This window comes from Klebsiella sp. CD33 (assembly GCF_051992865.1).
In the GTDB taxonomy this organism is placed as follows: Bacteria; Pseudomonadota; Gammaproteobacteria; order Enterobacterales; family Enterobacteriaceae; genus Klebsiella; species Klebsiella pneumoniae.
Genome location: NZ_CP197023.1, coordinates 3,738,704 through 3,749,743, shown reverse-complemented (window position 1 = coordinate 3,749,743; position 11,040 = coordinate 3,738,704). Strand labels below are relative to the sequence as shown.

At 60.7% G+C, this 11,040-nt stretch carries 12 protein-coding genes; 5 read left to right on the top strand and 7 right to left on the bottom strand.

Annotation, left to right across the window (positions count from 1 at the left end; translation table 11 throughout):
• Positions 1-139 precede the first annotated feature (139 nt).
• From ACR809_RS18525 to ACR809_RS18510, 4 genes are read left to right on the top strand one after another with little or no spacing between them, the layout of a single operon-like run.
• Positions 140-970: a transporter substrate-binding domain-containing protein gene (locus tag ACR809_RS18525; RefSeq protein ID WP_004196118.1), complete on the top strand. Its 831-nt coding sequence runs from the start codon at positions 140-142 to the stop codon at positions 968-970.
• Between the two features lie 47 nt (positions 971-1,017).
• Positions 1,018-1,659: an amino acid ABC transporter permease gene (locus tag ACR809_RS18520; protein WP_085898568.1), complete on the top strand. Its 642-nt coding sequence runs from the start codon at positions 1,018-1,020 to the stop codon at positions 1,657-1,659.
• 14 nt (positions 1,660-1,673) lie between these two features.
• Positions 1,674-2,339, top strand: coding sequence for an amino acid ABC transporter permease (locus ACR809_RS18515; RefSeq protein ID WP_002893189.1), 666 nt, complete (start codon positions 1,674-1,676; stop codon positions 2,337-2,339).
• The gene (locus ACR809_RS18510; RefSeq protein ID WP_004151676.1) at positions 2,332-3,093 is read left to right on the top strand and encodes an amino acid ABC transporter ATP-binding protein; all 762 of its coding nucleotides are present in this window, start codon (positions 2,332-2,334) and stop codon (positions 3,091-3,093) included. Before ACR809_RS18515 ends, ACR809_RS18510 begins: the two co-directional genes overlap by 8 nt.
• A 53-nt stretch (positions 3,094-3,146) precedes the next feature.
• On the opposite strand, the gene ACR809_RS18505 is transcribed toward ACR809_RS18510, so the two are convergent.
• Positions 3,147-3,911, bottom strand: a complete 765-nt coding sequence (locus tag ACR809_RS18505) for an SDR family NAD(P)-dependent oxidoreductase (protein ID WP_004178931.1) — start codon at positions 3,909-3,911, stop codon at positions 3,147-3,149.
• Between the two features lie 180 nt (positions 3,912-4,091).
• On the opposite strand from ACR809_RS18505, the gene ACR809_RS18500 reads away from it, so the two are divergent.
• The gene (locus tag ACR809_RS18500; protein ID WP_122051485.1) at positions 4,092-5,429 is read left to right on the top strand and encodes an aspartate aminotransferase family protein; all 1,338 of its coding nucleotides are present in this window, start codon (positions 4,092-4,094) and stop codon (positions 5,427-5,429) included.
• Between the two features lie 374 nt (positions 5,430-5,803).
• On the opposite strand, the gene ACR809_RS18495 is transcribed toward ACR809_RS18500, so the two are convergent.
• The 6 genes from ACR809_RS18495 to ACR809_RS18470 all read right to left on the bottom strand — a co-directional run bounded on the left by ACR809_RS18495 (position 5,804) and on the right by ACR809_RS18470 (position 11,027).
• Positions 5,804-5,941: a hypothetical protein gene (locus ACR809_RS18495; RefSeq protein WP_021441387.1), complete on the bottom strand. Its 138-nt coding sequence runs from the start codon at positions 5,939-5,941 to the stop codon at positions 5,804-5,806.
• Between the two features lie 198 nt (positions 5,942-6,139).
• A protein-coding gene (locus tag ACR809_RS18490) for an IS3-like element ISKpn1 family transposase (protein WP_085955203.1) occupies positions 6,140-7,503 on the bottom strand; the annotation gives its coding sequence in 2 pieces (ribosomal slippage) (positions 6,140-7,035 and positions 7,035-7,503; 1,365 coding nt in all).
• A 148-nt stretch (positions 7,504-7,651) separates the two neighbouring features.
• Positions 7,652-8,356: an ABC transporter ATP-binding protein gene (locus tag ACR809_RS18485; RefSeq protein WP_004183317.1), complete on the bottom strand. Its 705-nt coding sequence runs from the start codon at positions 8,354-8,356 to the stop codon at positions 7,652-7,654.
• On the bottom strand, positions 8,343-9,179 hold the full coding sequence (locus ACR809_RS18480) for an ABC transporter ATP-binding protein (RefSeq protein WP_004176938.1): 837 nt from the start codon (positions 9,177-9,179) through the stop codon (positions 8,343-8,345). The genes ACR809_RS18485 and ACR809_RS18480 overlap by 14 nt, the downstream gene beginning before the upstream one ends.
• A complete protein-coding gene (locus tag ACR809_RS18475) occupies positions 9,172-10,005 on the bottom strand; it encodes an ABC transporter permease (RefSeq protein ID WP_004142505.1) in 834 nt (277 codons plus the stop codon). Before ACR809_RS18475 ends, ACR809_RS18480 begins: the two co-directional genes overlap by 8 nt.
• Positions 10,005-11,027: an ABC transporter permease gene (locus ACR809_RS18470; protein ID WP_004183321.1), complete on the bottom strand. Its 1,023-nt coding sequence runs from the start codon at positions 11,025-11,027 to the stop codon at positions 10,005-10,007. The genes ACR809_RS18475 and ACR809_RS18470 overlap by 1 nt, the downstream gene beginning before the upstream one ends.
• Positions 11,028-11,040 lie beyond the last annotated feature (13 nt).

Here is an 11,040-nt window from a genome sequence, read left to right as displayed (position 1 = left end):
TCCCACATTAAAAACGTATTCAGCCGCCGTGGACCGGAACGTCCCCGGCCACTATTTTGCAGAAACCTTTTCGCGTTCTGGAATGAACCCGTCTGGCCAATCCATCAGGGGTGAAATAATGAAAAAATAATTGGCATCAATGTGTCTGAGCGCTGTATTAACGGTCGCTTTTTCTTATCACGCCGTCGCGGCCGATCTTCCGGAAATAGAAAAGTCCGGCACCTTGAAAGTGGCGACGGAAGATGATTATGCGCCATTTAACTTTATGAATAATGGCCAGGCCGATGGCTTTAACAAAGATATGCTTGAGGAATTACGTAAGTACGCCAAATTCCATGTCGACCAGAGCATATTACCGTGGACCGGATTATTAGCGGCTGTCTCCACCGGGCAATACGATATGGCCTTAACCGGGGCGGTTATTACCGATGAGCGGCTGAAGGTCTTTGATTTCACCCCACCGTGGGCCTCCGCGCAGCACTATTTCGTCAAACGCGCTGGCGATACCTCGCTAAATACCATTGCCGATCTCAGCGGCAAAAAAGTGGGGTTACAGGCCGGGAGCGCGCTGCTGGCGCGTTTGCCGGAGCTGAAGGCGATGCTGGAGAAGACCGGCGGCAAGCTGGGGCCGGTGGTGGAGTATCCCTCCTATCCGGAAGCCTACGCCGACCTGGCGAACAAGCGACTGGATTACGTGATTAACGTGGTGATCTCGGTAAACGACCTGGCGAAAGCCAAACCGAAGGTCTTCGCCAAAGGGCTGGCCGTCTCCGGACCGGGGTATATGGCGTGGCCGATCCCGAAAAACTCGCCGCAGCTGCTGGCCTATATGACCAGGTTTATGAACCACATGAAGGAGACCGGCAAGCTCGCCGAGCTGCAGAAAAAATGGTTCGGCGAAACCTATGACAACCTGCCGACCGAGGCGATCACCAGCCCGGAACAGTTTCACAAACTCGCCGGACTGTAATATTCCGCGGCGGGCGACCGCCGCCTGTTGCTGAGAAGGAGGGCCTCATGGATGCAATTTCCTGGCAGTTATTAATCGAAGGCGCATGGACGACCCTCTGGATTTCGGCCATCGCTATCGCCTTCGGGGTGGTGGCTGGCCTGCTGATCGCCCTGGTACGGATGCTGCGCCTGCCGGTGATCGACCAGCTGCTGGTGGTCTATATCAGTCTGGCCCGCGCGACGCCGCTGGTGACGCTGGTGCTATTTCTGTTCCTTTCCCTGCCCACGATGGGCATTAACCTCGACAAGAACGTGGCCGCCATCGTGGCGCTGACGCTTAACACGTCGGCGTTTAACGCTGAGATCTGGCGCAATGCCTTCCGCACCTTTCCGCGCGAACAGCGGGAGGCGGCGGAGTCGGTAGGGATGCGCCGCTGGACCTACTTCCGCTACATCATGCTGCCGCAGATGTGGATCGAGAGCCTGCCGGCGCTGGTCAATGAGATGTCCTTTTTGATCAAAGGTAGCCCGGCGATCGCCGTGATTGGCGTGGTGGATCTCACCCGGGTCACCAACCGTGTCTCCTCGGTCACCTACGAGCCGCTGTCGCCGATCCTCGCCGCCGGCCTGCTGTATGTGGCGATCATCGGCTGTTTGTTGAAGCTGCAGGGTATCGCGGAACGTAAAGCCAGGCGTCTGGCGCGCTAGGAACGGGAGGCATTATGAATCAGTGGGGCGTTATCTGGTCGGTTCGCGATAGCTTTATTGCCGGGTTATTCGCGACCCTCGAACTGTTTATTACCGCCGCCCTGGCGGCGCTGATTATCGGTATTGCGCTGTGTTATTTTAGCGAATATCAAAAGAAAGTAATTAACCGGATTATTATTGGTTTCGTCAGCCTGATGCGCGCGATCCCTTTTTTGATCCTCGCTTATCTTCTGTATTACGGACTGCCGCAGCTCGGTATTAGCATGGAGCCGTGGACCGCCGGTTTACTGGCCCTGATTATTTATCATGGCGCCTATTTCTTTGAAATATTGCGCAGCCAGCGGCGGGTATTTTCCGGCGGATATATTGAAGCGGCGATTGCTCAGGGCTTTTCTCGCTATGCCATTTTTCGGCGGATTATTTTACCCAATATCGTCTCTTCCGCCTTACCGCTGATCGGCAATCAGCTGATTATTTGCCTGAAGGACACCGCTTTCCTGAGCATTATTACCGTTCAGGAGATCACCGCCGCCGCCAACAGCGTCCAGGCGACCTATTTTATTCCGTTTAACGCCTTTATCGTCGCCATTGGGCTTTACTGGGCGATCAGCATTCTACTGGAGCTGCTGATTAAGCGCCTGACCGCCTGGGGAGCCAAAAGAGGAATGAGCCATGCCTGAGTCTATTGCCGTAAGCGTCAAAAACGTCTCCAAACAGTTCGATAATGTGGAAGTCCTGCGGGATATTAACCTGACGGTGGAGAAGGGGACCGTGGTGAGTATTCTCGGCTCGTCCGGGTCGGGAAAATCCACCCTGCTGCGCTGTATGAACTGGCTGGAACAGCCGGACCGCGGTGAAATTCATATCGGCGGTCAGCGGCTGGGGATTGATGAACAGCGCGGCCGGGCGATGTCGCACCGCCAGCTGGCCAAAATCCGCGAGCGGGTGGGGATGGTCTTTCAGAGTTTTAACCTGTGGCCGCACCTGACCGTGCAGCAGAACGTCAGCGAGGCGCTGCTGCGCGTTAAGGGCATGAAACGAGACGAGGCGAAGGCCATGGCCATGCAGCAGCTGGAGAAAGTCGGCATGGCGCACAAAGCCGATGTCTACCCGATCACTCTCTCCGGCGGACAGAAGCAGCGGGTAGCGATCGCCCGTTCGCTGGCGATGTCGCCGGAAGTTATTCTCTTCGATGAACCGACGTCGGCGCTGGATCCGGAGCTGGTTAATGAGGTGTTGGGGGTAATGAAAGCCCTTGCCGCCGAGGGCTACACCATGGTGGTGGTGACCCACGAGATGGATTTTGCCCGCCAGGTGTCCAACGAGGTGGTGTTTCTGGAGAAGGGACTGCTGATTGAGAAGGCGCCGCCGGAGAAGTTCTTCACTCAGCCTGACTCCGAACGCGTCAGGCAGTTTCTGCAAAGCAGCCGTTAGTCCGGCCTGCATCCCCTGCCGGTATCGCCGGCAGGGGATGCGTCGGGTTTCGCTTAATCCCGGTCGATGGCGAACGGCTGCCACGCCTGACGCACCGGCATCACCTCCACCCGGTTAATGTTCATATGCGCCGGCAGCGTGGCGATATAAAACATCTGCTCGGCGATATCGTGCGCGCTCAGCGGCGTGGTGCCGCGATAGAGCTTATCCGATGCCGCCTGGTCGCCTTTGGTACGCACCAGGGTGAATTCGGTCTCGGCAATCCCCGGCGCCAGATCGGTGACCCGCACGCCGGTGCCAAGCAGATCGCAGCGCAGGTTATAGCTGAACTGCTTCACAAACGCCTTGCTGGCGCCATACACATGGCTGCCGGGATAGGGCCACTGCCCGGCGATCGAGCCGATATTGATAATACTCGCCCCGGCGCCATGGCGGATCAGCGTCGGCAGCAGGGCGTGAGTGACTGTCACCAGACCGGTGACGTTGGTGTCGATCATCGTTTTCCAGTCCTCCAGCGCCACCTCCTGCGCCGGCAGCGGCGACAGCGCCAGCCCGGCGTTGTTGATCAGGGTGGTGATATCGGCGAAATCGGCGGGCAGCGACGCCACGGCGGCAGCCACCGCCTCGCTGTCACGAACGTCAAGCTCAATAATATGCACCGGCACCCTGGCGGCGAGTCTGTCCTGCAAGGCCTTCAGTCGCGGATAGCGGCGCCCGCTCAGCACCAGCGACCAGCCCGCGTCGGCAAACACCTGCGCTGCCGCTTCGCCAAAACCCGAGGTCGCCCCGGTGATAAACACTACGTTGCTCGTTGCCATCTCATTCTCCTGTGCGGTTGTCCCTTCACTATAAAAACGCCGGCCGACAAGGCACAGGGCCAGACGACGGGCGGGGATGTGACACCGTGTCACATCGTTATGCGCGCACTGGCTCTATCCGATTTGCGCGGCCAAGGCCAATGATGAAGCCAACCACTACGACATGAGAGAGGGCAGGGTATGAAGCTGGCAATTCACAACGAGGTCGCGGTAAGCAATGACGAAGTTCGGCAATTAGATCGCGCCTATGTGTTTCATTCATGGTCGATGCAGGGCAATCTCAACCCGCTGGTCATCGCCGGGGCGCAAGGCTGCGAGCTATTGGATTATGAGGGGAACACCTGGCTCGATTTCAGCAGCCAGCTGGTGAACGTCAACATTGGCTATCAGCACCCCCGGGTACTGGCGGCCATGAAGGCGCAGCTGGAGACCCTGGTCACCATCGCGCCCGCCACCGCCAACCTTGCCCGCGGCGAAGCGGCGAAGCGCATCGTCGACCTGGCGCCGGCGGGCTTCAGTAAGGTGTTCTTCACTAACGCCGGGGCGGATGCCAATGAGAACGCGATTCGCATGGCGCGGCTCTATACCGGGCGCGACAAGGTGCTGTCGGCCTATCGTTCCTATCATGGCAACACCGGCAGCGCGATCGCCGCTACCGGCGACTGGCGCCGGGTGCCGAATGAGTTCTCCCGCGGCCACGTTCACTTCTTCAACCCCTACCTTTACCGCAGCGAGTTCAACGCCGCGACTGAGGAAGAGGAGTGCCAGCGCGCGCTGGCGCATCTGCGGCGGATCATTGAATGCGAGGGGCCGACGGCCATCGCGGCGATCCTGCTGGAGTCCATCCCCGGCACCGCCGGGATCCTCGTGCCGCCGGCAGGCTATATGCAGGGCGTGCGCGCCCTGGCCGACGAGTTTGGCATCGTGCTGATCCTCGATGAGGTGATGGCCGGCTTTGGCCGCACCGGCAGCTGGTTCGCCTTCGAGCAGGATGGCGTGGTGCCGGATCTGGTGACCTTTGCCAAGGGGGTTAACGCCGGCTACGTGCCGGCGGGCGGGGTGCTGATTAGCGAGCCGATTGCCCGCTACTTTGACGACCACTTCTTTGCCGGGGGGCTGACCTACTCCGGCCATCCGCTGGCGATGGCGGCGATTGTCGCCACCATCGACGCGATGAAAGAGGAGAAGGTGGTTGAGAACGCGGCCTATATCGGCAACGAGGTGCTGCGCCCCGGTCTCGAGGCGCTGGCGGAGAAGCACGCCATTATCGGCGAGGTGCGCGGTCGCGGCCTGTTCCAGGCGCTGGAGCTGGTGAGCAGCCGTGAACAAAAAACGCCGCTGACCGCCGCCGACATGGCTGCGATCAAAGGGGCCCTGACCGAAGCCGGGCTGCTGGCCTTTGTGGTGGAGAACCGCATTCACGTGGTCCCGCCGTGCACCATTACTGCTGAGCAGGTGGCGCAAGGGCTGGCGATTTTTGATGCGGTCTTTGCTCGCTTTGCCAGTCTGGCGAAGTAGGGGAGGGGGCCGGATACTGTTGCCCGGCGGCGCGCTTGCACGGGCCTACGGGGTGTGAGCCTGTGAGTGGATCCTGTAGGCCGGGTAAGGCGCAGCCGCCACCCGGCGAAATAACGTCACAACTGAATATTTCCCTGTTCGCGCTGCGTCTGGCAGGGCTACAGCTTCTGTGTTAATTCCGGGCAGATTGCGCTCCCAATATTTCTTCTGCGTTATGTCATTCATGGCGCAGGGAGCGCACAGGGGGCGGCCAGTCGCCGCCGCCCCCTGTACCCCCGGGCTCCGGCCAGCAACATCGCCGCTGCGCGGTACCTTCGACTTTTCCCTGCAGGCTTCGGGTCGGGCCGAGGCAGCGTCCCTGCAAAACACGGCCCTCAGCCCGCATCCATGCGGGCTGCCCCGGCCTGCCGGGAACGTCTCAGCGATGTTGAGGCCGCCAGCACCGGCAGTTTCAGCGACCCCAGCGCCAGCGGTGATTTGGGGCTGTAGGCCGGGTAAGGCGCAGCCGCCACCCGGCGAAATCAAGGATACCGTGCCTGATATCTTGCCCGGCGGCGCTGCGCTTGCCGGGCCTACGGGGTGTGAGCCTGTGAATGGATCCTGTAGGCCGGGTAAGGCGCAGCCGCCACCCGGCGAAATCAAGGATACCGTGCCTGATATCTTGCCCGGCGGCGCTGCTGGACTGACCCCATAAAGTTGGATGGTTCATATTAAGCGGCTCTCAGAGCCTGGGTTCGGTACTCTACCGGACTCAGGCCTTTTAATTTCAGGCTTATCCGCTCGTTGTTGTAGTAATGGATATAGTCCTCTACGGCTTTTCTTAGCGCACTGACACTCCTGAACTCCCTCAGATAAAAACACTCCGATTTCAGGGTACCGAAGAAGTTTTCCATCACTGCATTATCCAGGCAGTTTCCTTTACGCGACATACTCTGCGTCATCCCATGCGCCTTTAAACGTTCCTGATAGCTCCTCATCCTGTAATGCCAGCCCTGATCCGAGTGCAGCAGCGGAGCATCTCCCGGTCTGAGCTTCGGGAACGCACCGTCCAGCATCGTATTCACCATCTCCATCACCGGCCTTTCCGACAGGCTGTAGGCGATAACCTCCCGGTTAAACAGATCGAGAACTGACGACAGGTAAAGCTTTTTTCCCTGTACCGGGAACTCTGTCACATCTGTTACCCATTTTTCGTTGGCTTTTGACGCACCGAAGTTCCGGCTCAGGATATTGGGCGCGGCCTCGCCCGTTCTCCCTTTCCAGGCACGATATTTTTTCGCCCTTATCACAGACCGGAGTGACAGTTCTGCCATCAGCCGCTGCACTGTTTTATGGTTTATCCGCAGCCCCTGTTTTCTCAGTGCGAGCGTGATCCTGCGGTAGCCATAACGACCTTTGTGATAGTGGTATATCTTCCTGATGTTCTCTTTAAGACCCGCATACCTGTCCCCTTGCTTCAGTGCATTCATATTGTAATACCACGTGCTACGGGACATACCGGCCGCCCGCAGAAGGTCCCGCAGAGCGTGTTCATGCCTTAGTTCACTGATTATCAGGGCTTTTTGCCATTTTTTTCGCTCTGAACCAAGGCTTTCAACTTTTTTAGATAGGCATTCTCTGCCCGCAGATAACGCAGTTCGGCCCTGAGCTCTTCGGGGGAGAGTTTTTCCAGCTCTTTATCTGTCAGTGGTGGGATATTTTTTGGCTTTGTCATTTGTCCGGGCCGTCCGCATTGCATGTTTAAAAGACCTTCCGCTCCGGCATCGTTGTACACGTCGAGCCAGCGCCGGACAAGTATTTCTGCGGAGAGATTAAACCGGGCAGCCGCTTCACGCATCGTCAGGCGGTCACTGATAACCGCCCGGACGACCACGAGTTTAAATTCATCGGAATAATGATTATTTTTTGCAGTCAGGCCTTCTGCACCGTGGAACTGCCATGCCCTGACCCAGCGACGGACAGATGTTCTTTCAATACCAAAAAGGTCGGCTGTACTCTGTTCTCCGTCTTTACCGGACAAATAATGATTAACCACAGCCAGTTTTGTTTCAGGGGAATACTTTGGTTTAGCCATAAAACTGCACCTTACTCAGTTGGGTGTCCAACTTTTGGGGTGCAGTCCATGCGCTTGCACGGGCCTACGGGGTGTGAGCCTGTGAGTGGATCCTGTAGGTCGGGTAAGCGAAGCGCCACCCGACAAAACAACCGCGCATCCGCTGACCTCACCTCATCCGGTGCTCTCCGTTGACCAACGCTTCGCGATCGAAAAAGCGCTGGATCACGCCCTCCGCCATAAACGCCGCCCGATCGGACATATGGGCTATGACGTCGGCATCATGGCTGACCAGCAGATAGGTCATGCCGTGCTCCTGTTTCAGACGATTAAGTAGATTAAGGATTTCCGCCTGTACCGACATATCCAGCGCCGAGGTCGGCTCATCCAGCAGCAGGATCTGCGGGCGCAGCAGCAGGGCGCGGGCAATGGCCACGCGCTGCCGTTGGCCGCCGGAGAGCTGATGCGGATAGCGGCGCACGGCGTCGGCGGGCAGACCCACCTGCTCAAGGGCGGTGGTTACTCGCGGGGCAACGTCGCGGATGCCGTGGATCTGCAGCGGCTCCGCCAGGGTGCGCCACAGGGTATGGTTGGGATGCAGCGAGGCGTACGGATCCTGAAACACCATCTGCACGTTGCGCCGCAGATCGCCCTGAAAGCGGGCGCCCGGCGTAATGGCCTGGCCGAGCAGATCCACGCTGCCGCGCCATTCGCGCTGCAATCCGGCCAGCACGCGCAAAATCGTCGATTTGCCGCAGCCCGAGGCGCCGATCAGGCTGAAGGTTTCCCCGGCGTCGACACGGAAACTGGCGGCGGAGACCGCCGTCTTCGCGCCGAATGTAACCTGTAAATCCTGAAGATTAACGATCGCCATGGGCTGTCTCCGTAAAGTCCTGGGTTCTGTCGAGGGTCGGCAGCATCTGGCCGTAGGTGTGCGCATTTGGCCGGCAGGTCCACAGGGTGCGGGTGTAAGGGTGCGTCGCGCTCGGCAGCGCCCGCGCCGGCATCTCGTCGACCTGTCTCCCCTGGTACATCACCAGCACGCGATCGCAATGCGCGGCTACCAGCGGTAGATCGTGGCTGATCAGTAACATGGCCATCTGCCGCTGCGCGCTCTGCTCCACCAGCAGCTCGAGGATCTGGTTGCGCAGGCGGGCGTCGAGGGCCGAGGTCGGCTCGTCGGCTATCAGCACCTTCGGGTTATTGAGCAGCGCGAGGGCGATCATCACCCGCTGTCCCATCCCGCCGGAGAGTTCGCCGGGATAGCGGCTGAGGACCGGCAGATCCAGACCGACGGCGGCGATGGCGTCTTTGACCGCCTCGGCGCGCGCGCGGCGGCTGAGACGCTGATGCAGGGTTAACGCCTCCTCCAGCTGCGTCTGAATGGTCTGCACCGGATTCAGCGCATAGCGCGGGTCCTGCAGCACCATGGCGATATCGTTGCCGCGCAGCGCGCGCCAGCCGCGGGCGCTGAGGGTCAGCACATCGCGCCCCAGCACCTCCAGCCGTTCAGCGCTCACCACCCCGGGCTTGCGCACCAGGCCCATCAGCGCCCGGGCGGTCATCGATTTGCCGGAGCCGGATTCGCCCACCAGCGCCAGCCGCTCGTTGCCGAGGGTGAAGCTGACGTTGTCCACCACCCGGGCGGTGGGATAGTCGACGGCGAGTCCCTGGACGGTCAGTCGGATGTCAGTCATGTTGCGGCTCCAGAATATCGCGCAGGCCATCGCCCAGCAGGTTAAACGCCAGGCTGGCGAGCAGGATCGCCGCGCCGGGGATGGCGGCGATCCACCATTGGTCGAAAATCACCTGCATCCCGTCGGCAATCATCGCTCCCCACTCCGCCATCGGCGGGCGGGCGCCCAGACCGAGAAAGCCGAGCCCGGCGGCGGCAAGGATAATGCCCGCCAGATCGAGCGCCAGCCGGACAATCGCCGACGGCAGACACAGCGGCAGAATATGGCCGACCAGCAGCCGCCCGCCGCGGATGCCCAGCATCTCCGCCGCGGCGAGGTAGTCGCTATGGCGCAGGCGCTGAATTTCGCTGCGCGCCTGACGGGCGTAGGCCGGCCAGGTGGTCAGGGCTAACGCCAGCGCGCCGTTGACCAGCCCCGGGCCGAGCATCGCCACGAACGCGAAGGCGAGGATCAGGCGCGGCATCGACATCACCACGTCGGTAAAGCGCATCAGTATCCGCTCCAGCCACCCGCCATAGTAACCGGAGAGGATACCCACCAGCAGACCGACGGGCAGGGTAATGGCGGTCACCAGCGCCACCAGACCCAGCGCCGGGCGGGCGCCGTAGAGCAAGCGCGACAGCAGGTCGCGGCCGTAGCTGTCGGTGCCGAGCCAGTGTCCCGCCCCGGGCCCCTGCAGACGAGCGGCGGCATCCTGCCAGTTGGGATCGTGCGGCGCCAGCCACGGGGCGAACAGCGCGGTCAGCACCAGCAGGATCACCAGGGTCAGGCCGCTGAAGGCGGCGGGTGAGCGGCGCAGACGGCGTAAAAACAGATAAGTCGGCATCAGCGCACCCTCGGGTCGGTTAACCGTACCAGCAGGTCGGTCAGATTATTGATCAGCACAAAACTCACGCCGATCAGCAGCGTGCCGCCCATGATCGCCGTGGTATCCCCGGCGAACAGCGCCGTGGTGAGGTAGCGGCCGATCCCCGGCCACGAGAAGACGGTTTCGGTGAGCACCGCCCCTTCGAGCATGGAGGTCCAGGCGAGGGCGGTCACCGTCAGCAGAGTGCCGCGGATATTGGGCAGGACGTGGCGCAGCAGAATCGTCATCTCTCCGGCCCCTTTGGCCCGCGCCAGCAGAATGTACTCTTTGTTCATCTCGCTCAGGCAGGCGGAGCGGGTCAGGCGGGTGATGCTCGCCAGCGAGTAATAGGCCAGCACCAGCACCGGCAGCGTCAGATGGCCGATCGCATTTTTAAACGCCGCGGTATCGCCGGAGAGCCAGGTGTCGATCAGCGCAAAACCGCTGCGTGGCTCGACGGTGTACTGATAAATATCGTCGAGGCGACCCGGGCCCGGCGCCCACTGCAGCCGGGCGTAGAACAGGGCCAGCATCAGCAGGCCGAGCCAGAAAATGGGCACCGAGTTGCCCAACAGGGTAAAGGTGCGAACCGCCAGATCCCACGGCGAACCGGCGTAACGGGCGCACAGCACCCCGGCGACGATGCCCAGTACCGCGCCGACGATCAGCGCCAGGGTCGCCAGCTCAAGGGTCGCCGGAAAGACCGCCAGCAGGTCGTGGAGCACCGGCTGGCCGGTGGCGCTGGCGATGCCAAGATCGCCATGGGCCAGGTTGACCAGGTAGTGCCAGAACTGCACCGGCAGCGGCTGGTCGAGACCCAGCTGATGGCGAACCTGGTCATAGGTCGACTGGCTGGCATGGTCGCCGACGATCTGCAGTACGCGGTCGACGGGCGACAGCGCGGAGAGCGAGAAGGTGACCAGCAACAGCCCGAACAGCGTGAGCAGCAGCGTAAACAGCCCCTGCAGCAGGCGGGTAAGGTGAGTGGAAAACGATGGCATGGAGAATGGAAAT

Bases quoted from the DNA above. Each gene is read 5' to 3' on its own strand.
- ACR809_RS18515 (WP_002893189.1), top strand. From the start codon at position 1,674: ATGAATCAGTGGGGCGTTATCTGGTCGGTTCGCGATAGCTTTATTGCC.
- ACR809_RS18505 (WP_004178931.1), bottom strand. From the start codon at position 3,911: ATGGCAACGAGCAACGTAGTGTTTATCACCGGGGCGACCTCGGGTTTT.
- ACR809_RS18485 (WP_004183317.1), bottom strand. From the start codon at position 8,356: ATGGCGATCGTTAATCTTCAGGATTTACAGGTTACATTCGGCGCGAAG.
- ACR809_RS18475 (WP_004142505.1), bottom strand. From the start codon at position 10,005: ATGCCGACTTATCTGTTTTTACGCCGTCTGCGCCGCTCACCCGCCGCC.
- ACR809_RS18525 (WP_004196118.1), top strand. From the start codon at position 140: ATGTGTCTGAGCGCTGTATTAACGGTCGCTTTTTCTTATCACGCCGTC.
- ACR809_RS18510 (WP_004151676.1), top strand. From the start codon at position 2,332: ATGCCTGAGTCTATTGCCGTAAGCGTCAAAAACGTCTCCAAACAGTTC.
- ACR809_RS18480 (WP_004176938.1), bottom strand. From the start codon at position 9,179: ATGACTGACATCCGACTGACCGTCCAGGGACTCGCCGTCGACTATCCC.
- ACR809_RS18500 (WP_122051485.1), top strand. From the start codon at position 4,092: ATGAAGCTGGCAATTCACAACGAGGTCGCGGTAAGCAATGACGAAGTT.
- ACR809_RS18470 (WP_004183321.1), bottom strand. From the start codon at position 11,027: ATGCCATCGTTTTCCACTCACCTTACCCGCCTGCTGCAGGGGCTGTTT.
- ACR809_RS18520 (WP_085898568.1), top strand. From the start codon at position 1,018: ATGGATGCAATTTCCTGGCAGTTATTAATCGAAGGCGCATGGACGACC.